At 65.6% G+C, this 25,702-nt stretch carries 23 protein-coding genes; 11 read left to right on the top strand and 12 right to left on the bottom strand.

Annotated elements, in window-relative coordinates; all coding sequences use genetic code 11:
- Positions 1 to 54: 54 nt before the first annotated feature.
- The 4 genes from QX135_RS08995 to QX135_RS08980 all read right to left on the bottom strand — a co-directional run bounded on the left by QX135_RS08995 (position 55) and on the right by QX135_RS08980 (position 4,161).
- The gene (locus QX135_RS08995) at positions 55 to 1,440 is read right to left on the bottom strand and encodes a CmpA/NrtA family ABC transporter substrate-binding protein (protein ID WP_316234040.1); all 1,386 of its coding nucleotides are present in this window, start codon (positions 1,438 to 1,440) and stop codon (positions 55 to 57) included.
- 96 nt (positions 1,441 to 1,536) lie between these two features.
- Complete coding sequence (locus QX135_RS08990) at positions 1,537 to 2,412, bottom strand: sulfurtransferase (RefSeq protein WP_316234039.1); 876 nt, start codon at positions 2,410 to 2,412, stop codon at positions 1,537 to 1,539.
- Between the two features lie 50 nt (positions 2,413 to 2,462).
- Positions 2,463 to 3,584, bottom strand: a complete 1,122-nt coding sequence (locus QX135_RS08985) for an acyl-CoA dehydrogenase family protein (RefSeq protein ID WP_316234038.1) — start codon at positions 3,582 to 3,584, stop codon at positions 2,463 to 2,465.
- Between the two features lie 34 nt (positions 3,585 to 3,618).
- Positions 3,619 to 4,161, bottom strand: a complete 543-nt coding sequence (locus QX135_RS08980) for an OsmC family protein (protein WP_315737343.1) — start codon at positions 4,159 to 4,161, stop codon at positions 3,619 to 3,621.
- A 257-nt stretch (positions 4,162 to 4,418) separates the two neighbouring features.
- Here QX135_RS08980 and QX135_RS08975 point away from each other — a divergent pair, with 257 nt between their 5' ends.
- On the top strand, positions 4,419 to 5,099 hold the full coding sequence (locus tag QX135_RS08975; protein ID WP_315737342.1) for a TetR/AcrR family transcriptional regulator: 681 nt from the start codon (positions 4,419 to 4,421) through the stop codon (positions 5,097 to 5,099).
- 238 nt (positions 5,100 to 5,337) lie between these two features.
- Here QX135_RS08975 and QX135_RS08970 read toward each other — a convergent pair whose 3' ends face one another.
- The 4 genes from QX135_RS08970 to QX135_RS08955 all read right to left on the bottom strand — a co-directional run bounded on the left by QX135_RS08970 (position 5,338) and on the right by QX135_RS08955 (position 9,202).
- Entirely contained in the window at positions 5,338 to 5,553 is a 216-nt protein-coding gene (locus tag QX135_RS08970) for a hypothetical protein (RefSeq protein ID WP_315737341.1), read from the bottom strand.
- A gap of 39 nt (positions 5,554 to 5,592) precedes the next feature.
- Positions 5,593 to 6,711 (bottom strand): DUF2336 domain-containing protein, encoded by a 1,119-nt coding sequence (locus tag QX135_RS08965; protein ID WP_316234037.1) that lies wholly within the window; start codon positions 6,709 to 6,711, stop codon positions 5,593 to 5,595.
- Positions 6,712 to 6,918: 207 nt separating this feature from the next.
- Entirely contained in the window at positions 6,919 to 7,701 is a 783-nt protein-coding gene (locus QX135_RS08960) for a hypothetical protein (protein ID WP_316234036.1), read from the bottom strand.
- Between the two features lie 301 nt (positions 7,702 to 8,002).
- Positions 8,003 to 9,202, bottom strand: a complete 1,200-nt coding sequence (locus tag QX135_RS08955) for a TrmJ/YjtD family RNA methyltransferase (RefSeq protein ID WP_316234035.1) — start codon at positions 9,200 to 9,202, stop codon at positions 8,003 to 8,005.
- Positions 9,203 to 9,503: 301 nt separating this feature from the next.
- Here QX135_RS08955 and QX135_RS08950 point away from each other — a divergent pair, with 301 nt between their 5' ends.
- Together QX135_RS08950 and QX135_RS08945 are read left to right on the top strand one after the other, a co-directional pair.
- On the top strand, positions 9,504 to 10,718 hold the full coding sequence (locus tag QX135_RS08950) for an NADP-dependent isocitrate dehydrogenase (RefSeq protein ID WP_315774263.1): 1,215 nt from the start codon (positions 9,504 to 9,506) through the stop codon (positions 10,716 to 10,718).
- Positions 10,719 to 10,817: 99 nt separating this feature from the next.
- Positions 10,818 to 11,324 (top strand): DUF3455 domain-containing protein, encoded by a 507-nt coding sequence (locus tag QX135_RS08945; protein ID WP_316162248.1) that lies wholly within the window; start codon positions 10,818 to 10,820, stop codon positions 11,322 to 11,324.
- 6 nt (positions 11,325 to 11,330) lie between these two features.
- Here QX135_RS08945 and QX135_RS08940 read toward each other — a convergent pair whose 3' ends face one another.
- Positions 11,331 to 12,989 (bottom strand): copper resistance D family protein, encoded by a 1,659-nt coding sequence (locus tag QX135_RS08940; protein WP_316234034.1) that lies wholly within the window; start codon positions 12,987 to 12,989, stop codon positions 11,331 to 11,333.
- A 2-nt stretch (positions 12,990 to 12,991) separates the two neighbouring features.
- A complete protein-coding gene (locus QX135_RS08935; RefSeq protein ID WP_316176612.1) occupies positions 12,992 to 13,357 on the bottom strand; it encodes a copper resistance protein CopC in 366 nt (121 codons plus the stop codon).
- Positions 13,358 to 13,677: 320 nt separating this feature from the next.
- Between QX135_RS08935 and ilvD the strand changes: the two genes are divergently transcribed.
- From ilvD to QX135_RS08920, 3 genes are all read left to right on the top strand, one after another.
- On the top strand, positions 13,678 to 15,519 hold the full coding sequence (ilvD, locus tag QX135_RS08930) for a dihydroxy-acid dehydratase (protein WP_315737333.1): 1,842 nt from the start codon (positions 13,678 to 13,680) through the stop codon (positions 15,517 to 15,519).
- Between the two features lie 216 nt (positions 15,520 to 15,735).
- Positions 15,736 to 16,701 carry an amidohydrolase family protein gene (locus tag QX135_RS08925; RefSeq protein WP_315774258.1) on the top strand — a complete coding sequence of 322 codons (966 nt, stop codon included), beginning with the start codon at positions 15,736 to 15,738 and terminating at the stop codon, positions 16,699 to 16,701.
- 161 nt (positions 16,702 to 16,862) lie between these two features.
- A complete protein-coding gene (locus QX135_RS08920; RefSeq protein WP_315774273.1) occupies positions 16,863 to 17,159 on the top strand; it encodes a hypothetical protein in 297 nt (98 codons plus the stop codon).
- A gap of 192 nt (positions 17,160 to 17,351) precedes the next feature.
- Here the strand turns inward: QX135_RS08920 and QX135_RS08915 are convergent, their stop codons facing one another.
- Together QX135_RS08915 and QX135_RS08910 are read right to left on the bottom strand one after the other, a co-directional pair.
- A complete protein-coding gene (locus QX135_RS08915; protein ID WP_315737331.1) occupies positions 17,352 to 18,476 on the bottom strand; it encodes a fatty acid desaturase in 1,125 nt (374 codons plus the stop codon).
- Positions 18,477 to 18,776: 300 nt separating this feature from the next.
- A complete protein-coding gene (locus QX135_RS08910; RefSeq protein ID WP_315772557.1) occupies positions 18,777 to 19,856 on the bottom strand; it encodes an AI-2E family transporter in 1,080 nt (359 codons plus the stop codon).
- Positions 19,857 to 20,640: 784 nt separating this feature from the next.
- Here QX135_RS08910 and QX135_RS08905 point away from each other — a divergent pair.
- The 5 genes from QX135_RS08905 (at position 20,641) to QX135_RS08885 (ending at position 25,676) form a co-directional block, all read left to right on the top strand.
- Positions 20,641 to 21,816, top strand: coding sequence for a transporter substrate-binding domain-containing protein (locus QX135_RS08905; protein WP_315811616.1), 1,176 nt, complete (start codon positions 20,641 to 20,643; stop codon positions 21,814 to 21,816).
- Between the two features lie 14 nt (positions 21,817 to 21,830).
- The gene (locus QX135_RS08900; protein WP_315737327.1) at positions 21,831 to 22,454 is read left to right on the top strand and encodes an ANTAR domain-containing response regulator; all 624 of its coding nucleotides are present in this window, start codon (positions 21,831 to 21,833) and stop codon (positions 22,452 to 22,454) included.
- Positions 22,455 to 22,694: 240 nt separating this feature from the next.
- Positions 22,695 to 23,570, top strand: coding sequence for a nitrilase family protein (locus QX135_RS08895; RefSeq protein WP_316176613.1), 876 nt, complete (start codon positions 22,695 to 22,697; stop codon positions 23,568 to 23,570).
- A gap of 46 nt (positions 23,571 to 23,616) precedes the next feature.
- Complete coding sequence (locus QX135_RS08890; RefSeq protein ID WP_316176614.1) at positions 23,617 to 24,777, top strand: substrate-binding protein; 1,161 nt, start codon at positions 23,617 to 23,619, stop codon at positions 24,775 to 24,777.
- Between the two features lie 62 nt (positions 24,778 to 24,839).
- A complete protein-coding gene (locus QX135_RS08885) occupies positions 24,840 to 25,676 on the top strand; it encodes a branched-chain amino acid ABC transporter permease (protein WP_315772549.1) in 837 nt (278 codons plus the stop codon).
- Positions 25,677 to 25,702: the final 26 nt, after the last annotated feature.

Here is a 25,702-nt window from a genome sequence, read left to right as displayed (position 1 = left end):
GCGGCGTGTTCATCACCATGGGTGGGGTCGGCAGCGTCGCCCTCGTCGCCCCCATCACGACGCCTTCTTGATCTTGAAGCTGGCGACGTAGTCGTCCGGCTTGGTCGGGTCGAACGGCTTGCCCATCACCGAGAACGATTTGTAGGAGTCCTTTGGCGGCGTCAGGCCCATGTCGAACATGACCTTACGGGTGTCGGTGGCGAGATAGATCTGCTCGGCGACCGCCTTGTAGTCGACGTCGCCCTTGATCTGGCCCCAGCGCTTCATCTGGGTCAGCATCCACACCGCGAAGGACTGCCACGGGAACGGATCGAAATCGACGCGCTTCGGATCGGTCTTCACCCCGCCGAGGCCGTCGGCATAGGTGCCGGTCAGCACCTGCTCCAGCACCGTCACCGGCGCATTGATGTAGTTGGCCGGCGCGATCGCCTCGGCGATCTGCTTGCGGTTCTCGGCCTTCGACGCATAGGCGGTGGCATCGACGATGGCGCGGGTCAGCGCGGCGAAGCTGTTCGGCGCGGCCGTGATGAACTCGCGACTCGCCGCGAAGCTGCAGCAGGGGTGACCGTCCCAGATCTCCTTCGAGAGAATATGCAGGAAGCCGACGCCGTCAAAGATCGCGCGCTGGCAGATGTTGTCCGGCGCGAGGAAGCCGTCGATGTTGTCGGCGCGCAGGTTCGCGACCATCTCCGGCGGCGGCACCGATCGCAGTTGCACGTCGGTGTCGGGATCGATGCCGTGCTCGGCGAGATAATAGCGCAAGAGATAATTATGCATCGAATAGTCGAACGGAATGGCGAACTTCATGCCCTTCCAGTCCTTCGGGTCGCGTTTGTCCTTGTGCTTCATCGCAAGCACGATGCCCTGCCCGTTGATGTTCTCGATCGCGGGCACGGTGAACGGGATCGGCTGCGCGCCAAGCCCGAGCGAGATCGCGATCGGCATCGGCGCCAGCATGTGCGAGGCGTCGTATTCCTTGTTGATGGTCTTGTCGCGAATGACGGCCCAGCCGGCGGTCTTCACCACCTCGACGTTGAGCCCGGCCTTGGCATAGAAGCCGAGCGGCGCGGCCATGATGATCGGCGTGGCGCAGGTGATCGGAATGAAGCCGACCTTGAGATCCTTCTTCTCGGGCGCGCCCGCTTCGGCAAAGGCTTCGGTCGCCGTCTTCAGCGGAAAGAATTGTGAGACCGCGGCGAGCGCGGTGGCGGCGCCCACCGACTTCAGGAACGCGCGACGGGTGGCCGCTTCCGGAAACACCGCGCGCAGCACGGCTGACGCGACCACGTTCTCGTAACGCTTCTCGATGGAGTCCGTCACGGGCTCGCAGCGCAGCGCCCGCACGGCGTGCTCGTGTTCGGCCGGACTGCGATGCTGGCCGCAGATACAACCGGCATTCACGCTGGCCTCGGCATCGAACGGATCATCGAAAATCGACATGTGCTGCGCCCCTTTGTCACACCTGCGCTGACTGCGCCTTCGAACTGCTCATCCGGCCGCATTTTTCAGCGGCCGGACGTGCATAACATGCAGCTTCTATGCCGCCTTGCTGGTCATCGCCGGCATCGGCAGACCTTCCTCGATCGGCAGCGACGGGTCGCGCGACCACTCGTTCCACGAGCCGAAATACATCCGCACATCCTTCACGCCGGCGTTCTTCAGAGCGAGGAAGGTGTTCGACGCACGCGCGCCCTTGAAGCAGTAGAGATAGACCGGCGTGTCCTGGGTGATGCCGACGGTGGCGCATTCGGCGAGAATCTCGTCCTTCGACTTGAAGCGCGGACCTTCGGCGGTCGGCTTCATCATGCGGTACCATTCGAGCCAGACGGCGCCGGGGATGCGGCCCTTGCGCGGGCAGAAATCCTTGCCGTAGGGCGAGGAGGAATCGCCGATCCACTCGTCGACATCGCGGACATCGAGAATGGCGATGGCGGGATTGCCGACCGCCGCCAGCATGGCCTTGGCGTCGATCAGGATGCTGCCCGCCTCCGGCACGATCGCGAACGAGGCCTTGGCCGGCGACGGCGCATCGGTGGTCACGGCCATGCCTGCGGCAACCCAGGCATCGTAGCCGCCATGCAGCACCTTGATCTTGGGATAGCCCAGCATCGTCAGCAGGAAGTAGCCGCGGCAGGACTGGCCGAAGCCGGAGTTCATCGACTGCTCGTAGACGACGGCGGTCTCGGCACCCGACAGGCCGGCGGCGCCGAACGCGTCGGCGAACTTCGTCTTCAGCTCCTCGATGCCTTCCGGTGTCGACGTCGCGAGATAGGTGAAGATCTCATGCACGTTGACCGCGCCGGGAAGATGTCCCGCGCCATAGGCATCCGGATTGCGGGTGTCGATGACGACACACGGTTCTTTCTTGATGAAATCAGCGAGTTCGCCGGCAGTAATCAGAACGTCCGTCATGGCAGGCCTCTCCTGGTCTAAACTTTGTTGGTTTGCCGTTCTCGCCGGCGTCAGCCGTCGGCGAGCATCTTGCGGAGCTGCTTGGTCGCGGGGGTGACGATCGCGACGAAATAGGCCTCGCGCAGGCGACGTTCGGCGCGATTGCCCTTGATGTAGCCGCGCGCTCCGCAATGGAGCATCGCGGCGTGAGCCGCAGCCACGCTGGCCTCCCCGGCCCGGAGGCGCAGCGCGACGACCTTGCGCCAGGTGGTCTCGTCCGTGTTGAACGGATCGCTGGCGAGGATCATGGTCTCCCGTGCGAGCTCATCGGCGAGCGCGCTGAAGTCGACCGGCTGCTGCGGCAGATAGCGGTTGACGTGGCCGAGCGGCGCCTCGACCTCCTGCATGATCTTGATGCAGTCCCTGATCAGGCCGAGCGCCATGCCGGCCTGCAGAAGAATGAAGCCGGCGCGGATCTTCTTCACGAAGGGGCCAGCGGGATCTGCCAGAATCAGCTCGTCCGGCACGAACAGGTCGCGGAGCTGGATGCCGTAGGTGCCGGTGCCGTCCATTGCGAGAAACTGCTGGCACGGCTGCAGCGTCACCGCCGGGTCCGAACAGTCGACGATGAACATCACGATCTCGCCGGGCGCATCCTCGCGCTCGAAGATCGTGCCGAACATGTGGTCCGGCCCGAGGTTCGAGACCCAGGGCAGCACGCCGCGCACGACGTAGCCGCCCTCCACTTTCCGGCCCTTCAGCTTGAGCTTCTCGATGCCGAAGAAGCTCTTCATCGGGTTGGAAAGGCCGGTGCCGCCGAGCAGCCTGCCGCTCGCGACATCGTCGAGCAGACGCTTCTTGAGCGCCTTGTTGTCCGAATTGGCGATGTACCAGACCAGCGTGTTCTGGCACCACGCCATGAAGGCGGAAGCGCCGCAGACCTCGCCGATCGCCGAGATCGAATCGATGGCGCAGTTGAGATCGGCCTTGCCGCTCTCAGGCACGTGGCTGCCCCACGCACCGACCTCGCCGAAGCGGCGGAGAACGTCAGCCGGATACACCGTTCCGGCGTCGATTCCGCTGGCCAGCGGCGCAAGCTCGTTGCGCGCGATCGCCGCGACCTGCTCCACGGTCGACGGCACGGGCATCACGCCCGCACTGTCGATCGCCAGATGCTGTCCGAGTGAACCCATGACGTCCTCCGCTCCACATGGCCTCGAGCCAGGCTCAGACGCCGACCTCGAGATTGACGGGACGCGTGAAGGTGTTGGCGACGGGCGACCACTTCTTCACGTGGTCGACCAGGGCCTGGACCTCCTCCTTGGAAATGCCTTCGCACTCCATGTCGACCTTGACGCGCACGTCGGTGAAGCCGACCGGCTTCTCGCTGACGTCGCCGGTGCCCCAGACGGCGGTGATGTTGAGGTCGCCCTCGAGCTCCAGCTCGAGCTTGTTGACGGTCCAGCCGCGATGCACGGCATTGGCGTGCAAACCCACCGCAAGGCAGGAGCCGAGCGCGGCCAGCGAGGCCTCCGACGGATTGGGCGCGGTGTCGTCACCGAGCAGGCCCGGCGGCTCGTCGACGATGTAGGGCGCGAGGTTGCGGATGTAGTTGGCGTGGCGGAACTTGCCTTCCGCCACGGTCTTGCACTTCAGGGTCTTGATGACCTTGGGGTTGGCCTTGCCGTTGACGATGAGCTGTTCGAGCCCGTTCTTGTCGATGGGTGCGAGGCAGCCCGTCAGCGCCGTCTTCTGAACCACAGCGGTCATCTCATTTCTCTCCCTGGGATGAGGATACCGAACGGTCTGTATCTTGCACGAAGCGTGCCAGAGAGGCCGAAAATCAAAAGCCGGAATGATCCTCGCGGCTTACGCGATCAGGGCGGCGAGCGGCGCCCCGCCACGACCCAGCCGCTGCCCAAGCGCGATGCAGAATGCCGCCTCCAGCGATCAAATTGAGCGCAACGCTGCCTCGACCGCATCAGCAGCCTTGCTGACTCACGCGCACAGCGATTAAGCTCGTACACATGGGCAAGTCAGCTGCGGGCAAACAAACCGGCAAGAAGCAGGCGATCGCAAGGACGATCGCGGCCAGCGACGACGAATCCGCGCGCGGCCGTCTGCTCGGCGCCGCCACGCGGCTGTTCTGCAAGAACGGCATCAATGCCACCGGCATCGATGCGATCATCAGCGAGGCGGGCACCGCGAAGACCACGCTCTACAAGCTGTTCGGATCGAAGACCGCGCTCGTCACCGCCGTGCTCGAAAGCGAAGGCAAGCAGTGGCGTGAATGGTTCATCGCGGAAATGGAGAGCGGCGGCGGTGACGCTGAGACCAAGCTGGCACGCATCTTTCCGGCGCTGAAGAGCTGGTTCGGCGAGGAGCGCTTCTACGGCTGTCCCTTCATCAATGCAGTCGGCGAGCACGACAAGGACCAGAAGCAGTTTCGCACCATTGCAATGCGCCACAAGAAAGTGGTGCTGGCGCATATCGAGAAGCTCGCCCGTGAGATGGGCGCTGCCGAGCCGGAGAGCTTCTCGCATCAGCTCGCACTGCTGATCGACGGCGCGATCGTGGCGGCGATGGTGTCACGCAATCCCGAGGTCGCGGACACGGCCGGGCTGGCCGCGAAGGCGCTGATCGAGCCGGCGAAGCACAAGACGGGAAAGCGCCTCGGCAAGCCGGACACGCAGCTCGCCGCTGTGTGAAGCGGCCTGCTCGCCCTGAGTCCCACCCACCGTCATTCCGGGGCAAGGCCGCAGGCCTTGAACCCGGAATCTCGATCTTGTCTTGCGTCCATTCCTCACAATCTCGAGATTCCGGATTCAATCGCCAATGCGCAAGCGCGTTGGCGATTGAATCCGGAATGACGGCGGAATGGACGGGGAGGACGGAGCTGTCAACTCGTGACGCCGCGGAGCGCCCCGTGCAAAGCCATCAGTCGAACTAGCGGAAGTAGTCTGTCACAAGCTTCACGTCGGCCTGATCCGCGACTGCGCCGTTCAGGCTCGAATCGATCACGCGGCGGCAGGCGGCGACCGCAGCCTCGTCGCCGAGCTCGTTGGCCGCTTCGAGCACATGCCAGGCCGCATCGACTGCCGCGCCGTCCGCAGGCGCCTCGCGATGGCCGAGCCGTTGCTCTCCGCGAAGAGGAAATCCCATGCCGCTCATCCGCGATCACCTCCGTCCGTCGCTGCAGGTTCAATACGCCGCGGCGCGCGGCGCGGACGCCTTGCCGCCTTTGCCTGGATTCTTGCGGGACTGATAGAATTCGAGCACGCTGCGCGACGTCTGCGACTGGAGCTTGGCATAGTCGCGCTCCAGCTCCTGCAGCTCGCCGGCCGTGATGCGATGTTCGCGGGCGCCGAGAAAGGCGAGCGCCATCATCGTATCCCAGGTAAAGCCAAGCGCCTTGGCGAGCATCAGCAGCATCTCACGGTTACGGTCGAACAAGGCGCGCTCGACGACGTCGACCGGCAGTCCCGACAGCAGCGCGAGGCCGATCGTCACCTCCTCGACCTTGTGTGCCGTCGCATAGCTGGCAATGGTGCTCTCGTGCAGATTGCCGAGGCGGTGCTGGATCGTCACGGTGCGCTTGGCGACGAAGTAGTTGCGCGAGCCGGGGCCGAACTTCGACTGCAGGTCGCCGGCGATGTTGGCGACCGAGCTACTGATCTCGCCAAGCAGCTCCGGCCGCTCCCCGGCCAGCCGCTTGCCGACATTGTCCGAGGCCTTGGCGATCAGTTGCTGGAACAGGTGGCGCGGGATGTCGAGCCGCCGGCCGAGATGCTCGGCGAGGATCGAGTCGTTCTCTGCTCGCTGGACCATGTGCAGGAAACCGGCACCGGAGAACTGGGCGCCCTGATTGCGCGCCACCGCCGTGGCGACGTCACGGTTGCCGCGCGTGGCCAGCACGTCGGTCACCGCCGGGCTCAGCGTTCGGCGTTCGGCGATCGCGAGCAGATGGTCCTGGCTCTTGGTGCTGGCGTTCTCGACCAGCGTGGCGTCATCGAGCCGCTCGGACTCGCGCAGCACTGGACCGGCGACCCAGATCTCGTCGTCGAAGGCCAGCTTGCGGATGACGCTGGCCGGCGAATATTCGATCCTGGCGAGGCGATCCGCAAGCTTGGCGCGCGCTTCGATCTCGATCTCGTCGGCGAGCCGGCCGATCACCTCGCCGAAGGTGGCGATCTCCTCCTCGCAGTAGCGCCCCGCGATCAGCAGGTCGGTCGCATGCCACAGCGCGCGTTCGCGGCTGTCGGCGGTCCCCCGCGCAATCGCATCCTCGAGGTCCCGCAACACCGATCTGGTTTCGTTCATGATGAAAGGCCGCACAGTTGCAACGATGAAAGGGCAATGCGCAGATCATAGCGTTCGAACCCGAGCGTTCCGTAACCCGCGCCGTGCGGATTTGACCGGGCATTTTCACTCAAATGCGCGCGTGGGCGTTAAGCATGCGGTCGGGGATCCGGTCGCGGCGCGATCGCCGCGCCGATCCGTTCTTGCCGCGCGAGCGACGCAGGACGCCTACGGCATGACGCGGAGCGCACGCGCCTCGGCCTCGGCGACCGAGCGTTCGCGCGATGTCCACGGGCACTCGGCGAGAGCGCGGTCGATCAATTGCATGGCATCACGCTCACGACTCTGGTCGAGCATCAGCTCGCCGGCGAAGAAGCTCGCCTCGCAACGCCGTGCCCTGCGCGTGGCGGGAGCACCACGGTCGGCCGCCGCAAGCACAGCCTCTGTCGTCTCCTGCCCGAGGAAGAGACGGACGATCGGGGCCGGCCATTTGCCCATGTCGAGCCGCTTCGCGTGGTCGGCGAGCTCGCTCGGCAGGCCGGCGCGGCGGCGGGCCAGATCCAGCCACAGGGCCGCATCGGCATCGTGGGGATCGATCTCGCTGAGCCATCTGAAATCGTCGTGCGACTGCTCCAGGAGACCCGCCTGGAAGCTTGCGATCCCCAGCGCGCGATAGGCTTGCGCCCGGTAGCCGTTGCGCCCGAACGCCCGCCCGAAACCCGACCCCGGCTGCGGCTCGCTCTCGCGCAGATCAGGAGCGGCGCGATCGAATGCGGCAAGAAGACCGGCCGAGGACTGCTCGATGACGATCTTGTAGTCGTCGATCGCATGCTCGACGTCTCCCTTGCGGAAATAGGCTCCGGCGCGCGCGAAACGGGCCTCGATCACCAGCGGCGTCGCCGGCTTGCCGTGCTCGATCACCATGGTGCAACCGGCAATGCGCTCTTCGGCGCCGAGATCGGCCGCGGTCGTGCACCGCTTCGCGCCGGCTGCGTGGGCACTTGCCGACAAGCCGAAGATCGAACCGATGATCAACGCACAACACAGAAACGAGCGCCATCGTCGCGTAGTCATGAATGCCCCCTTGGTCTTGCTCTTTGTGCTGCGATCTAACCAAAACCGATCGGGCAAACCACAATCTGGAATTGCGATCGCAAATCATCCTTCAGCCGGTGTAAACGGGATCGCAGACTCGGCCTGCCCTGGATGTTTGGATCAACTGCTACGGCGGTGTGAGCCACGCGACGGCGCAATCGGCGATTGCGCTCACGCGTGGCAGTCGGCGCCATGCAGCCGGCAATGCGACCGTCAGCTACTTCGCTTCGGCGATGAGCGCCTGCAGCCGCACCAGCTCGGCCTCGAGATTCCCTTCGACATCCGCCGCCTTCACTTCGGTGACGCGGTAGTCGCGGCTTTCCAGCCACGCCCGCCGTGCGCTGCGGTCGGCGACGACGCCCTCGCTCTCGCCGGGGCCCACCAGCTCGATCGCCAGGCGGTGGATGAAGGAGACGAAGTCGGGGATGTGGCGGCCGACCGGGGTCTGGCGCTTGAACTGGCCGGCGAAGCGGCGGTCGCGCGACAGCGCGTGCCACAGCGCGCGCTCGGCGTCGGTCGGGTTGCGGCGGAGCAGCCGCGCCAGCCCGCGCAGCGAGCCGCGCGAATCCGGCAGGTTGGCCACCGTGCCCTGCTCGGCGATCAGGGCGCGCAGACGCGTCGCCTGCTCGCTGTCGAGCACGCCGCCCTTGGCCGGCCCCTTGCGCCCCTCGGCGATCGCCATGACCACGCCGTGCAGGGTGTGGATGTCCTGCCGCGACGGCTCCATGCGGAAGAAGATGTTGCGCAGGTTGACCAGCATGGTCTCGCGCTTCTCGGCGGGCCGCAGGAATTCGACCCGGTCGAGCTCGCGCACCAGGTTCTCGAAGAACGCCTCCATCTGCTCCTGGGAAGCGCGCTCCGAGCGCTCGGGCATGGCGAAGGGCAGCGCGCCCGCTGTCACCAGCTTGAACCATTCATAGCCCATCAGCAGCACCGCCTGGGCGAGGTTCAGCGAGGCAAAGCCTGGATTGACCGGATAGGTGACGATGCGGTTGGCGCGGGCGACCTCCTCGTTGGTCAGGCCCGCGCGCTCGCGGCCGAACAGGATGCCAGCCCGGCCGCCAGCGGCGATCTGGCCCTGCATCTCGCGGGCGGCCGCTTCCGGCCCCATCACCGGCTTGGCCTGGTCGTGGGCGCGGGCGGTGGTCGCGAAGACGAGGTCGAGGTCGGCGATCGCCTCCGGCAGGGTGTCGAACAGCCGGACATGATCGATGATGTGGTCGGCCCCGGCGGCAGCCCGCTGGGCGGCGATGTTCGGCCAGCCGTCGCGCGGATTGACCAGGCGCAGCTCGGACAGCGCGAAATTGCCCATGGCGCGCGCCGCCATGCCGATGTTCTCGCCGAGCTGCGGCTCGACCAGGATCACCACCGGGCCTGCGATCTCCAATCCCACCTTGGTCTTGTCGGTGCCCGACACGCTCAATCCTCGCCCTCTGAATCCGGTTGAAGCGCCCGCGGCGCGCCCTGCCCGCTCCGTTGACCTGACCGGAGAGAATTCTCAAGCAAAATAATCGGCTTAGCCAAGAATTTTAGGGTTTGCTCGAACCTGCAGGCCGGCCGGCAGCCGCCGTTGCCCACCGCATGAGCGGGCTGCGAAAATCAGCACCGGGCGCATACCGGCTGCGCTTCCGCCCGCGGTGCAGCAGTGCTATGACGCGCTTGATTTCACAAGCGCTTTCCACTCCTGGCGCGCTGTTCCCAAGAAGGCCCCATCGATCATGGCAAAAATCAAGGTGACCAACCCGGTCGTCGAGCTCGACGGCGACGAGATGACCCGGATCATCTGGCAGTACATCAAGGACAAGCTGATCAACCCCTTCCTTGATATCGACCTGATGTATTTCGACCTGGGGATGGAGAACCGCGACAAGACCAACGATCAGATCACGATCGATGCCGCCAACGCCATCAAGAAGGTCGGCGTCGGCGTCAAGTGCGCCACCATCACCCCGGACGAGGCGCGCGTGAAGGAGTTCGGCCTCAAGGAGATGTGGAAGTCGCCGAACGGCACCATCCGCAACATCCTGGGCGGCGTCGTGTTCCGCGAGCCGATCATCTGCAAGAACGTGCCGCGCCTGGTCCCCGGCTGGACCAAGCCGATCATCATCGGCCGCCACGCCTATGGCGACCAGTACCGCGCCACCGACTTCAAGTTCCCCGGCAAGGGCGTGCTGACGATGAAGTTCGTCGGCGACGACGGCACCGTGATCGAGAAGGAGGTCTTCAGGGCGCCGGGCGCCGGCGTCGCGATGGAGATGTACAACCTCGACGAGTCGATCTACGATTTCGCTCGCGCCTCGCTCAACATGGGCCTCGCCAAGAACTATTCGGTCTACCTGTCGACCAAGAACACCATCCTGAAGGTCTATGACGGCCGCTTCAAGGACATCTTCCAGGAGGTGTACGACAAGGAGTTCAAGGACAAGTTCGAGGCCAAGAAGATCACCTATGAGCACCGCCTGATCGACGACATGGTCGCCGCGGCGCTGAAGTGGTCGGGCGGCTATGTCTGGGCCTGCAAGAACTATGACGGCGACGTGCAGTCCGACACCGTGGCCCAGGGTTACGGCTCGCTCGGCCTGATGACCTCGGTGCTGATGACCCCGGATGGCCAGACCGTCGAGGCCGAGGCCGCCCACGGCACGGTGACCCGCCATTTCCGCGAGCACCAGAAGGGCAAGGAGACCTCGACCAACTCGATCGCCTCGATCTTCGCCTGGACCCGCGGCCTGTCGCACCGCGCCAAGCTCGACAACAATGCCGAACTGGCGAAGTTCGCCGCCACCCTGGAGAAGGTCTGCGTCGACACCGTCGAGTCCGGCTACATGACCAAGGACCTCGCGCTCCTGGTCGGCGCCGACCAGCGCTGGCTGTCGACCACCGGATTCCTCGACAAGATCGCGGAAAACCTCACCAAGGCGATGGCGGCGTAAGTTTCCCCACTTTCGCCTTCTGGTTTCGTCACCTATCAACGGGCCGCGCCACAAGCGCGGCCCGTTTCTGTTTCACTCCTGCCGTCGAGGAACCTGATCATGCGCTTGACCTCATCGCTCGCCCTGCTGTTGCTCGGGGCCCAGATCGGCTCCTCCCACGCCGCAGAGACCACGATTCCCGATGCGCTGGTCGCCGCCGGCGAAAAGGCCGTGCTGACGCTGCATGCCGAGGGCGCGCAGGTCTACGACTGCAAGACCGACAAGGACGGCAAGCTCGCCTGGACCTTCCGTGAGCCGATTGCCACCCTGTTCGCGGACGGCAAGACCGTCGGCCGGCACTATGCCGGGCCGAGCTGGGAGCACCAGGACGGCTCGATCGTCGGCGGCCGGGTGCAAGGCACCGCCATCGGCGCCACCGACAACGACATCCCCTGGCTGAAGCTCGCCGTCATTTCTCACCGCGGCGCTCAGGGCGTGCTCTCCGACGTCACCACGGTGCAGCGGATCAACACCGCCGGCGGCAAGCTGGAAGGCACCTGCGACACCGGCGGGCAATTCCGCAGCGTCGCCTATTCCGCAGATTACGTGTTCCTGCGGAAGGAGTGAGGCTCGTTACGCCTCGCGATAATCCAGCAGGATCAGCCCGACCAGCACGAAGGCCACCGGCCAGACCCAGGCGGCGGCGCGGCTGATGCGGCCGTCCAGGCGCAGCTCGAGCCAGCGCGCCCAGCCGGCGGTGATGCCGCACAGCGCTAAGGGCGTGTGGCTCATCTCGATCAGGAGCTGATCCTTGATGTTGGCGATGGCGTGCGAATGGGTCAGCAGCAGCGCGCCGCCGGCGGCGACCGTCAGCGGAAACACCAGCGCCGCCCGGCCCGCCGCCTGCCCGCGCAGCCGCACCCGCCATTCGAACAGGCCGAACAGAATGATCAGCACCACGAACAGCCGGTGCTGCGCCACTTCGGGATCGCGCAACGAGGCGAAGAAGCCGATCGGGCCGAGCGGCCAGGCCATCTCGTCGGCGCGCAGGAACAGGAACGCCGCCATCCCCAGGAACAACAGCGGCCAGTGCCGGGCCCAGCGGCCCCAGGAGAAGCGCTCGATCAGCGCGAGCACGCCGATCAGCACGACGAAGATGCCCGCCCAATGGTGGTTGTATTCCGACCAGGCGATGTCGGCGGCGCTGCGCGGCAGGATCACGCCCTCGCCGGGGACATAGGCCTGCGGCGCGGTCACGCGCTGCGCGTCGGCGGCATCGATCCTGGCCTGCAGCTGCGAGATCGTGAGCTGGTCGACCGAGGGGCTCGTCAGCCGCGGCCATTGCGGCGCGGCGCGCGCGACGATCTCCTGCCAGCTCAGCCGGTCCTGGCTGAGATCGATGCCCGGCGGCAGCGAGGTCAGCGAGCCCGCGGTGAGCAGCACCGTCAGCCCGATGCCGAGCTCGACCTCGACGAAGCGCTTCATCCGCAGCAGAGGCGCAGCGCGATCGCGACGGCGCAGCCGCTCCACGGCGAAGAAGTTGGCCGCCCCGAGCGCGAGCAGCATCAGCAGCATCGCGACCTTGGCCGAGGTCATGACGCCGTAAGCGGTGCCGTAGATCGCCGCGAACGCGCCGAGATAGGCGATCGCCATCACAATGCCGCCGATCACGATGGCTGCCACCGAGACCATCGACATCAGCGAGTAGCGCCGCCCGATCAGGCGCTGATCGTCATCAGCCTTGCAGCCGTTCAGCGCCATCAAGAAATACGGCAGGCCGCCGATCCAGACGCCGGCGCCGAGCATGTGCAGGAAGTCGGCGGCAAGCAGCGGCCAGCGCACCTCGAGCCGGCTCGCCGCGTGCGTCAGGTTGAGCTGCAGCAGCAGCGCTGAGATGGTCAGCACAGTCAGCGCCAGGACGCGCCAGGCGGCCCAACTGCCGGTCCGGGCGAGCACGGCGATGCCGAGCGCGCAGGCGGCAACGGCCATGCCGGAGCGGGCGAAATCCGCGCTCGCCGCCGCGCCGAGCGACAGGTCGAGCGTCCCGATCAGCGCTCCCATGTTGACCGCGAGCGAGGCCAGCACCACCGCGAACCAGCCGAATGCGCTTCGGCGCAGGAAACGCTGGCCGCGCTTGCCGACCACGATCGCGTCAGCGGACAGCCTGTCCTGCAGCGGGCGCAGCAGCAACAGCAGAAATGCCAAGCCGCCGATGGTGAAGGACTGTGCCAGCAGGGTCAGGCCGCGCAGCACCACCGAGAGATAGCCGAAGATGTCGAGCAACAGCGACACGGCTAGCGCACGTTGAAAGGAATGTCGCCACGGGTGATGTGGCCATCGACGCTGAGCACCTGCCATTGCAGATGCCAGGCGCCGGGGCTGAGCGCCTTGGCCTCGGCGTCGATCTCGTCGGCCGGCGCATCGACTGCCGGAGTAAGCGCCTGCTCGGCTCCGTCGGGCGCGCGCAGCTTCAGCCGCGAGCGGGCGTGATCGATGCGGCTGTTGAAGCGCAGCCGGATCATTGTCGCCTGCGTCTCGATGGTCCCGCCCGCCGCGGGCTGCGACGAGACGATGATGGCATGGGCCGAGGCCGCGCCGGGAACGCCCAGAAGCAGCGCGGCAAGGGTCGGCAGGTGGCGGAAGCGGATGACGGACGGCATGGGACGCGCGGGCGGCGAAGGCTGCGGCAGGAACATTCGGGCTGGATCGGGGCGAACAAAACTCGACCGTTCTAATCTAAGCGACCTTCCTGTTCCCGACGTAGCCACAAACGCGTGACCGGGGCCGGCCGGAACCTGCGGGAGCGGCACGAGGCCCCGGCCCTGCCCGGAGGGCATCCCGGAACAGCGAAATTTAGGGTCGAATCATCAAGCACTTCGCTGTATGCCTCGCCGCATCATTGCCGTCCGTCGGTTGTCGGGATCCTTTCCGCCCGCGGACCAACATTGCCTGATCCCGAGGAACGCCTAAGGAAACCACCATGCCCGCCTATCGCTCCCGTACCTCCACCCATGGCCGCAACATGGCCGGCGCCCGCGGCCTGTGGCGCGCCACCGGCATGACCAACGAGGATTTCGGCAAGCCGATCATCGCGGTCGTCAACTCCTTCACCCAGTTCGTGCCCGGCCATGTGCATCTGAAGGATCTCGGCCAGCTGGTGGCGCGGGAGATCGAGAAGGCCGGCGGCGTCGCCAAGGAGTTCGACACCATCGCGGTCGACGACGGCATCGCGATGGGCCATGACGGCATGCTCTACAGCCTGCCCTCGCGCGAGCTGATCGCCGACAGCGTCGAGTACATGGTCAACGCGCATTGCGCCGACGCCATGGTGTGCATCTCCAACTGCGACAAGATCACCCCTGGCATGCTGATGGCCGCGATGCGGCTCAACATCCCGGCCGTGTTCGTCTCGGGCGGCCCGATGGAGGCCGGCAAGGTCAACATCGCGGGCAAGCTGCGCAAGGTCGATCTGATCGACGCCATGGTGACCGCCGCCGACGACAAGGTGTCGGACGCGGATGTCGAGGTGATGGAGCGCTCGGCCTGCCCGACCTGCGGCTCCTGCTCCGGCATGTTCACGGCGAACTCGATGAACTGCCTGACCGAGGCGCTCGGCCTGTCCCTGCCCGGCAACGGCTCGGTGCTGGCGACCCATGCCGACCGCAAGGGCCTGTTCGTCGAGGCCGGCCATCTCGTCGTCGACCTCGCCCGCCGCTATTACGAGCAGGACGACGCATCCGTGCTCCCGCGCAACATCGCCAACTTCAAGGCGTTCGAGAACGCGATGAGCCTGGACATCGCGATGGGCGGCTCGACCAACACCGTGCTGCATCTGCTCGCGGCCGCGCATGAGGGGGAAATCCCCTTCACCATGACGGATATCGATCGCCTCTCGCGCAAGGTCCCTTGCCTGTGCAAGGTCGCGCCCGCTGTGGCCGACGTGCACATGGAGGACGTGCATCGCGCCGGCGGCGTGATGGGCATCCTCGGCGAGCTCGCCCGCGCCGGCCTGCTGCACACGGAATTGCCGAGCGTGCATTCGACTTCGCTGGCGGCTGCGCTGGAGCGTTGGGACATCCGCCGGACCGCGAGCGAGAGCGTGAAGAACTTCTATCAAGCCGCGCCCGGCGGCGTGCCGACGCAGGTCGCCTTCAGCCAGGACCGCCGCTACGAGGAGCTCGATCTCGACCGCGAGAAAGGCTGCATCCGCGACATCGAGCACGCCTATTCCAAGGACGGCGGCTTGGCCGTGCTGACCGGCAACATCGCGCGCGACGGCTGCATCGTGAAGACCGCGGGCGTCGATGCCTCGATCCTGAAGTTCTCCGGCCCTGCGCGCGTCATGGAGAGCCAGGACGCCGCGGTCGAAGCCATCCTGACCAACAAGATCAAGGCAGGCGACGTCGTCGTCATCATCTATGAGGGCCCGCGCGGCGGCCCTGGCATGCAGGAGATGCTGTATCCGACCAGCTATCTGAAGTCGAAGGGCCTCGGCAAAGCTTGTGCGCTGATCACCGACGGCCGCTTCTCCGGCGGCACCTCGGGGCTCTCGATCGGCCACGTCTCGCCGGAAGCTGCCGAGGGCGGCCTGATCGGCCTCGTCCAGGACGGCGACCGCATCGAGATCGACATCCCCAACCGCACCATCCATCTCGCAGTGTCGGATGAGGAGCTCGCCAACCGGCGCGCAGCGATGGCGGCGAAGGGCGATCAAGCCTGGAAGCCGAAGACGCGCGCCCGCAAGGTCTCGACCGCGCTGAAAGCCTATGCGGCGTTCGCGTCGAGCGCCGCCAAGGGCGCGGTGCGCATCGTCAAGGAGTAAGACCGATCTGTTCGGTCGGCAGCACCGGTCCTTTCCGACCGGTTGCTGCGGCCGGCGGCCGCGGCCTCACCATAGACTTCCTCGTCTCGCTCTCGTCCTGCGAACAGCCATGCCGCACTTCGTTCTTGCCCACTGACGACAGCGGGTTCAGGCTCCCTTCATCGACAATGAGCGCGTCAGCCACAATGCACGCGCCAAGCCCTGGGAAGGATCGCCATGCTGAACCGCCGCAGCCTGCTGCTCGCCTCGCTTGCCGCCGGAGTGACGATGACCACGACAGCCGCGCGCGCCAAGCCGGCGCAACCTTCGACCCCGGTCGATTTCGACGTGCCGCCACAGGCCTGCGACTGCCACACCCACATCCACGGCGACCCCGAAAAATTTCCGTTTGCGGCGAGCCGGGTCTACACGCCGGAGCCGGCCCTGCCCGACGAGATGGCGGCGCTGCACAAGGCTCTACATATCCAGCGCGTGGTGATCGTGACGCCGAGCGTCTACGGCACCGACAACTCTGCGACGCTGTACGGCATGAAGGCGCGCGGCAATGACGCGCGCGGCGTCGCGGTCATCGACGACAAGACCACCGAGGCGCAATTGGATGCCATGCATGCCGAGGGCTTCCGCGGCATCCGCCTCAATCTCGCGACCGGTGGCATCAACGACCCCAATGTCGGCCGCGCCCGCTTCCATGTCGCGGTCGAGCGGATGAAGGCGCGCGGCTGGCATGTCCAGCTCTACACCAACACGGCGATGATCGCGGCCATCAAGGACCTCGTGATGCAATCGCCCGTGACGGCCGTGTTCGATCATTTCGGCGGCGCGCAGGCTGATCTCGGCCTCGGGCAGCCGGGCTTTGCCGATCTGGTCGAGCTCGTCCGCAGCGGCAAGGCCTATGTAAAGATCTCCGGCGCCTATCGCGCCTCGACCCGCGGCCCCGACTACGCGGACGTGATCCCGTTCGCGAAGGCCCTGATCGAAGCCAACCCCGATCGCATCGTCTGGGGCACCGACTGGCCCCACCCGGATTCGTCGCCGCATCCCGAATTGAAGGTCACGGATATCAGGCCGTTCTATCCGATCGACGACGGCCGCCTGATGAACCAGCTGCCGGTCTGGGCCCCCGATGCCGCGATCCGCAAGAAGATCCTGGTCGACAATCCGGCGCGGCTGTATGGGTTCTGAAAATCCGTAGGGCGGGTTAGCGCAGCGTAACCCGCCGCACGATGCTACGCCGCCCATTGGCGGATTACGCTCCGCTAATCCGCCCTACATACTTTGATTGCGAGCGCAGCGGCGCAGCGAAGCAATTCAGAGCTACACCACACCGAGAACCATAGGTGCTCATGATTTGGAATGTGATTGATCGGCGCAGTCGTCCCTACCGTTGGAAATTCGTGACAGCCATCGTCGAGGCCGTCGAGCACGACAACAGCTGCGCCGACGCCGACCAAGCCGACGAGGCTCCGGTGTCCCTGGTCGTAGATTACGACAAGAGAGAAGGCCTATCTGTTTGCGAGGCCATTCAATGGGCCAACGCACAGCGATGTCCCGTCACGCTCTACATCTATGATGCTGATGGAGAGACGACGGACAACCATTTTCATGCCTGCGGCGCACGCTTCGACGTCAACGACAAGTAAATCAGTCCGCAGGGCGGGCGAGCGCAGCGGCGCAGCGAAGCAATCGTAGGGTGGGCAAAGGCGCGCTCCACCGCGATCTCGGCTTGCACCGCAGTATCGCGCGCCGTGCCCACCGCCGTCACGCACCGGCGCCGTTGGTGGGCACGCGCCGCCTGACGGCGTCGCTTTGCCCACCCTACGATTCCCGGGGCTTTAGCGCCTCGCCATCCTGGCTTCGCGGAACGACACCAGCCGGCGCTGCGACTCGTCCCACAGCACCAGCCGGACGCAGCGCAGGCTCTCCGGCAGCGTGATGCGGCCGATCTCGCGCAGCTCGGGATGATCGCGCAGCACGACCGGCAGCCGGTAATAGGGAATCCGGCTCGAGAGATGGTGGACGTGGTGGATGCCGATATTGGCGGTCAGCCAGTGCAGCCATCCCGGCAGGTCGTAGTGTGAGCTGCCGTAGAGCGCGGCCTGCTGCATCGTCCAGCGCTCGTCCCGCTCCCAGACGGTGTGCTCGAACTGATGCTGGACATAGAACAGCCACACGCCGGCCATGGCGGCGAGCAGCATGATCGGGAGATGCACGACCAGGAACGCCTGGATGCCGATGAGCCACATCAGCCCGGCAACCACCAGGGCAATGCCGAAATTGGTGGCCATCGTGCTGATCCAGGGCGACCAGCCGGCCCGCATGAGACCGAACGGCAGACGGTGCTGCAGGAAGAACAAATACGCAGGCCCTGCCACGAACATGACCAGCGGGTGGCGGTACAGCCGGTAGCGCAGCCGCGCCCAGGCCGACCGCGCCTGATATTCCCGCACGGTCAACGTATCGATGTCGCCGATTCCGCGCCGATCGAGGTTGCCGCTGGTGGCGTGGTGGATCGCATGGGTGCGCCGCCACCAGTCGTAGGGCGTCAGGGTCAGCACACCGAGGACACGGCCGACCCAGTCGTTCGCCTGACGCCCGGCGAAGAAGGTGCCATGGCCGCAATCGTGCTGGATCATGAACAGACGCACCAGGAAACCGCCGGCGGGGATCGCGATGAGCAACGAAGCCCAGGCATGGCCGAGCGAGAACGCGAACCAGGCGGCCGTCCACAGGGCCACCAGCGGCACGGCGGTGATCACCAGCTCGGTCACGCTGCGCAGGCGGTTTGGCGTGCGGTAGCTGCTGAGAATCTGCATCCAGTAGCGGGCATCGGCCGCGGCGCGGCCCTCGTTATCGCCGGCGCGCAGCGTGGCGCGGTCCTTGGGCGGCACAATCGCCATCGCGACTGGCTGATCGAACTGCAATGTCGTCTCCACCTTGTGTTCTTGGCGATCGCGCATGGCGAGACCGCGGCCAAATGGACCCCTGCGGACCGCCGAACAGGCTGCAGGAGTTCGAAATCACGAGCTATCGTCGGTTTAACCGCCGTCGAAGCCAAATGGTTCATCGTGCGCCTGACAACGAACCGCTCTGGAAGAGAAAGTCTGGGACGTGGACGCCCGTCAGGAGACGGGTAAAGAGCGCATGCGGCGGATCAATGAACTTAACCCGTCGAACGCCTCATGGCTAGGAGAGGACGGGTTACGATCCGTTAATCCGCCCGATGAAATGCGCGCTCCACATTGTGCACCGCGTTCCCCTCATCCCGTCCCGCGCGTGGCATCCGGCGCCAAGGCCCTCTCACAGCGCGAGGTCGAGAAGATGTCCCAGATCGCGATGAACATTGCCGCGATCACCGGCCCGATGACGAACCCGTTGAGGCCGAATGCCTCGATCCCGCCCAATGTCGAAATCAGCACCACATAGTCGGGCATCTTGGTGTCCTGTCCGACCAGGATCGGACGCAGGACATTGTCGACGAGACCGATGACGAGGGCGCCATAGGCGATCAGGACCACACCCTGCCAGATCGATCCGATGGCAAGGAGATAGAGCGCGACCGGAAACCAGACGAGGCCCGCTCCCACTGCCGGAAGCAAGGACAGGAAGGCCATCACGACTGCCCACAGCAGGGGCGCGTTGATGCCGAGGAACCAGAACATCAGGCCGCCCAGCGCGCCTTGCGCCAGAGCGACGAGCAGGCTGCCCTTCACCGTCGCGCGGATGACCACGGTGAACTTCCGCAGCAGCGCATCGCGTTGCTCCGGGCGCAGCGGAATGGCGCTCTTGATGCGCTCCGATAGCGTCTCTTCGTCACGCAGCAGGAAGAACAGCAGATAGACCATGATGAACAGATTGACGAAGACTTCGAACGTACCCTGTCCGATCACGAGCGCCTGGCTCGCAATGACCTCGCTGCCCTTCAGCAGGACGGCCGACAGCTTGCCCTTCATTCCGGCGAGGCTGCCGAGTCCGAAGCGATTGAGCAGATCGACCACCCATGTCGGAAGCGCGGCCAGCATCTTCTGGAAGTACTGTCCAATGTCGAGCTGACCGGACTGCATCTGTTTGTAGACTCCGGAGGCCTCCTGCGCCAGCGACGCCCCGATCAGCGACAGCGGAAGGATGACGATCACGACGAACATCAACACCACGACGGCCGCCGCCAGGCCGTGTCGGCCGTGCATCGACCGCGCCAACCAGCGGTGCAGCGGAACGAAGACGATGACGCCGATGACGCCCCACAGAACCGCGCCGTAGAACGGCAGCAGGATCCACCCGAACATCAGCGATATCGCGACGAGCAAGAGAAGCAGGGCTCGGTCTTCGAGGCTACGCATCTGGCTTTCCTAGCGGACGGGACCATGACTTGGACCCGTTCCTTCATCCACAGCGGACGGTTTGCCGCTTGGTCGCGAGATGGTCAACGTTCGAATTCGACTTTGGCCCCTGCCACGACGCGACATTGCCGGCGAAAACATGCTCCAGAACGCCGAATTTGTCTGCCGTTCCAGCAACAACGCCGATTTCAAGAGCCTGCTCGAAAAATAAAGCGCTTCTGAAAATCAGCAAATCAGGCGTATAAGATCCGCGTTCCGGTCCGGATGAGGGGCGTACGCGTCGTCACGAGACGTTGGACCGGCAATGCGGTGGACGCGAGGGCATCGGCGCGCATCATGTGTGCGGACGAACGATGGCCTTGCGGACGTGAAATCGCGTGGTCCTGGCCTCCCGGTGCTGAGGCTGGAGGTTGCGGAGTCCTGATGAGCTCTGCGATCGACGGGGTCAATCAAGCCGGTCCCCGGGGAGATCGCGTATAAGCGTTAAAACCTCCGCGCAGGGAATGCCGGGATGTCTCGGCTGACCTGTGGTGACTGCCGCCTGCTTTTTTTCTGCAGGCGGGCCATGGGTGCGGCCAGCGCCCGGCATTCCCTGCGCCCTCATCGGTTCACGAGGGCCCGCCTGCCGCATGATCCGGACGCCCTGGCGTCGCGGCGATGCTGCGGCTTGCCTGATCGGGATCCCCGCCTGCGGCCCCGCCCCCGGTTGCCAACCGCACGGCGAGCCGCAATAGTCCGCGCTTCCGAGCCGGCCCGACCGGCCCGTTGACCTGGAGGCATGATGATGACGACGAGACCGGCCGCAAAATCATCCGACAAGGATGTCTGGCGCGTCGGCGTGCTGTTCTCGCGCAGCGGCCTGATGGAGGTCACGGAGTCCGAGCACTTCTTCGGCACCGCGCTGGCGATCCAGGAGATCAACCGGGACGGCGGCGTGCTCGGCCGCGAGATCGAGGTCATCGCCTATGATCCAGGCTCGCAGCCGGAAACGTTCCGCAAGCTCGCCGACCGCCTGCTCACCGAGGACGGCGCTTCCGTGATCTTCGGCTGCTCGACCTCGGCCGAGCGCAAGGCGGTGCTGCCGGCGATCGAACGCCGCAACGGCCTGCTCTGGTATCCGTCGCTCTACGAGGGTTTTGAATATTCGCCGAACGTGATCTACACGGGACCGGCGCCGAACCAGAACGCGTTCCAGCTCGCCGAATACATCGTGCGCAAGCACGGCCCGCGCGTCTATTTGATCGGATCGGACTACATCTATCCGCGCGAATCCAACCGCATCATGCGCGACCTCGTCGAGTCCTATGCCGGCCGCGTCGTCGGCGAGCAATATGTGACGATGGAGGCTGGAGACGCCGAACTCGCACGCGGGCTCGACTCCATCAGGAACGCCGCGCCCGACGTGGTGTTCTCGACCATCGTCGGCCGTACCGCGCAGCGCTTCTACCGGATGTATGCGCAGGCGGGCTTCGATCCGAAGCGGCTGCCCATCGCCAGTCTCACAATGGCTGAAGGCGAGGTCCGCGCCATCGGCGCCGAATACTGCGCGGGTCACCTCACCGCGGCGAGCTATTTCGGTACGCTCGCGCGCGACAGCAACGACCGCTTCAAGGCGGCGTTCGCCGCCGCCTTCGGCCCCGACAAGCCGGTCAGCATGTGGAGCGCCTCGGCCTATGCGCAGATCAAGCTGTTCGCGCTGGCGCTGGCGCAGGCGGGCAGCCTCGACACCCAGAAGCTGGTGGAAGCTGCGCTCGGCCTCAGCCTCGATGCGCCGGAGGGACCGATCCGGATCGATCCCGACAATAACCATGTCTGGGTGACGCCGCGGATCGGACGCGTGCGCGCCGACGGCCAGTTCGACATCGTCTGGGAGAGCAAGAGCCCGATCAAGCCCGATCCCTATCTTTCGGTGTCGCCGATCGGCGGCCGCTGGCTGAGCGAAGAGGCGCTGTCGGCATGAGGCCGGATGACCGCATGAAGCCCGGCGTGCGCCGCCTCATCGAGGAGCTGCGCGGCGCCCGCGTGCTGGTGATCCATCCACGCGACGCCGAGGGGGACGCGCTGATCGACCAGCTCAAGCGCATCGGTTGCAACGTGCGCGGCGTATGGCCGCCGCCGGCCGCGATCCCGCACGACATCGACACGGTGTTCCAGCTGATCGAGACCTCGGAGGAGATGATCTTTCCGGAAGGCACCAGCGATCATCCCCTCACCTTCATCGCCATCGTCGACTACGAGAACCCGACCATCCTGAAGCGACTGCTCGACAGTAACGCGCATGGCGTCGTCAACAAGCCGATCCGCTCGTTCGGCATCCTGTCGTCGCTGGTGCTGGCGCGCTCGCTGCGCGGCTATACGCGGCGGCTCGAGGGCAAGGTGCAGAAGCTGGAGGAGACCTTGAAGGCGCGGCGCGACGTCGACAAGGCGGTCAAGATCCTGATGGGGCTGAAGCAGGTCGGCGAGGTCGAGGCTTACGAGCTGATCCGCGCGCAGGCGACGCAGAAGCGCGTCGCCATGGCCGACATCGCAATCTCCATCATCAATGCACAGGAGACGCTCGGAGGACTGGGGGTGCTGGATGCGCCGGCCTCGCGCTGAGCGGGTGTTTCCGCGCTCATGCGTTGGGCAGCCGCGGCCCGAAATTTTTGCAGCCGATGGCGTTGACTTCGTATCAAGCATGGGAATTACTTGAGGCCATCGCGGACATCGGATGTCCGCCAATGGCCGGTCGGCCATTTCACATCAGGCTATGCAGCCCTCGCATTGCGCCGCAAGGCGCAGTCGGGGGCTTTTTGTTTGGCGCGCGCGGACCTCGCGAACGCAACGGAGACTCGTGCCTTGACGACGGATGACGACAGCAAAGTGCGGATCGCCTGCATCCAGATGCAGCCGATGGTCGGCGAGTTGGCAACCAACCTCGCCCACAGCCTCGATCTGATCCAACAGGCGGTGGCGCAAGGCGCCAAGCTCGTGGTGCTCCCCGAGCTTGCCTCCTCCGGCTACGTGTTCAAGTCGCGCGAAGAGGCCTTCGCCGCCTCCGAGACTATCCCTGGCGGTCCCGCCGTGACGGCCTGGAGCGAGATCGCGGCCGAGCACGGCCTGCATCTCGTGGCCGGGATCTGCGAGCGCGACGGCGCAAAGCTCTACAACAGCGCGGTGCTGATCGGGCCGAAGGGCTACATCGGCACGTTCCGCAAGGTGCATCTGTGGAACGAGGAGAACCTGTATTTCGAGCCCGGCAATCTCGGCTTCCCCGTCTACCACACCGAGATCGGCCGCATCGGCATGGCGATCTGCTACGATGGCTGGTTCCCGGAGAGCTATCGCCTCAACGCGCTGCAGGGCGCCGATATCGTCTGCGTGCCGACCAACTGGGTTCCGATCCCCGGCCAGGCGCCGGGCCGCGAGGCCATGGCCAACATTCTGGCGATGGCGGCGGCGCATTCCAACTCGATCTTCATCGCCTGCGCTGACCGCGTCGGTGTCGAGCGCGGCCAGCCGTTCGAGGGCCAGAGCCTGATCGTCAGCTACACCGGCTGGCCCGTCGCCGGCCCCGCGAGCCGCGATAAGGAGGAGATCGTGATTGCCGACGTCGCGCTCGGCGAGGCCCGCCGCGCCCGCAACTGGAACGCCTTCAACCAGATCCTGCGCGACCGCCGCTCCGACGTCTATGACGAGATGCTCGGCAGCGAGGTCAAACGGGGGTGGTACTGACTGCTTCACGACAATTTTCATTTCGACCATTCACGGAGGACCATCGATGACGTCGCGTTTGATCACCACCTCGCTGGCGCTCGCCCTTGCGGCAACAGCCCTCTCGCCTGCTCTGGCTGCCGATCCGATCAAGATCGGCGTCCCCGTCGGCCTGTCCGGCGCCAACTCCGTCGTCGCTCCCTCGGTCGTGCAGTCGGCCGAGCTCGCAGTTGAGGAGATCAACGCCAAGGGCGGCGTGCTCGGCCGCAAGCTCGCGCTCGAGGTCGCCGATGACGCCTCGGGCGCCGCCGGCGCGCAGAAGGCATTCGACGCCCTGATCTTCCAGAAGAAGGTCAACGTGCTGATCTCGATGGAGACCAGCGCGGCCCGCAATGCCGGCCTGCCGATCGTCGCCCGCGGCAAGACGCCCTACATCTACACCTCGTTCTACGAGGGCAAGTCCTGCAGCCCCTATCTGTATGTCAACGCCTGGGTGCCGGACCAGCAGGTGCCTCCGATCGTCGACTACTTCAACAAGGAGAAGAAGGCGAAGAACTATTTCCTGATCGGCTCCGACTACGCCTTCGGCCGCGGCATGCTCGGCTTCACCAAGAGCTACATCGAGAAGACCGGTGGCAAGGTGGTCGGCGAGGAATATCTGCCGATGGATGGCTCCGACTGGACGTCGATCATCTCCAAGCTCAAGGCATCGGGTGCGGACGCGCTGATCACCTCGACCGCGGGCGGCGCGCCAAACGTGACACTGACCAAGCAGCTGCGCGCCGCCGGCGTGAATCTGCCTTACGGCAACCTCGCCGTCGACGAAGGCACCGCCAAGGGCATGGGCGCTGATGCCGCCGGCATCTTCCTCTCCGCCTCCTACGTGACCGGCATCGACACGCCCGCCAACAAGACGTTCCTGGCGGCGATGGCCAAGAAGTTCGGCGCCGAGCTCAAGACGCCGAACGATCTCTCGGTCCCGGAATATGAGGCGGTCTACGCCTACAAGGCGGCGGTCGAGAAGGCCGGCAGCACCGACCAGGACAAGGTCCTGAAGGCGTTGGCCGAGGTCTCGGCCGACGGCCCGCGCGGCACGATCAAGATGGACAAGCAGCGCCATGCGCCGCTGACCATGTATCTCGGCCAGGTCCAGGCCGACGGCAGCGTGAAGGTGATCCAGAGCTTCCGGAACGTCGATCCCGGCGCGCAGTGCCCGGGCAAGTCCTGATCGCGTATGCTCCCGCGGGGCGGACGCGCGTCCGCCTCGCAACCTCTCGACTGGAAATGACCATGCTGACCGTCGCCCTTGATGCCGTCACGACGGCCGCCATGCTCTTCATCATCGCCGCCGGTCTCCTGATCGTGTTCGGCGTCATGAAGATCATCAATTTCGCCCATGCCGCCTTTCTCACCGTCGGCGCCTATGCCGCGCTGGTCGGCACGCAGTTGAACCTGCCCTGGTTCCTGATCCTGCCGCTTGCCTTTGCTGCCGGCGCCGTCTGCGGCGGGGTCACCGAGGTCGTGATCGTGCGGCGTCTCTACAAGCGCCCGCTCGATGCGATCCTCGCCACCTGGGGACTCGGAATCGTTCTCGGACAGCTCATTACGTTGATGTTCGGCCGCGAGGTCCAGTTCGTGCAGGCGCCAATCTCAGGCACGATCCATCTGTTCGGGGCGGACTATTCGGCCTACCGGCTGGTGATGATCGTCGCGGCCATCATTGTCGGCCTGCTGTTCACCGCCCTGCTCAACGGGACGCGGCTCGGCCTGTCGACCAAGGCCGTGATCATGAACGAAATGCTGGCGCAGGGCCTCGGCGTCGATTCCTCGCGCGTCAGGCTCATCACCTTCGCGCTCGGCAGCGGGCTCGCTGCGCTTTCGGGCGCGCTGATCACGCCGCTGTCGAGCGTCGATCCAAACATGGGCGTGCCCTGGCTGATCGGCGCGTTCATGCTGGTCATGGTGTCCGGCGGCTCGCTGCTGGCACTGGCCGGCTCCTGTGCCGTGCTCGGCACGCTGCAGGTGCTGGTCTCGACCTTTGTCAATCCGATCCTCGGCGGCCTTACCATTGCGATCTGCGCCGCCATCGTGCTGCGGATCCGGCCGGAGGGTTTTGCCCGTGCCTGATGCGCGTCCCCTCGCCTCGCCCGAGA

The organism is Bradyrhizobium sp. SZCCHNR1098, assembly GCF_032489375.1.
Taxonomy (GTDB): Bacteria; Pseudomonadota; Alphaproteobacteria; order Rhizobiales; family Xanthobacteraceae; genus Bradyrhizobium.
Note: the sequence above shows the minus strand (reverse complement) of the source record. Positions and strands in the feature narration are given on the sequence as shown.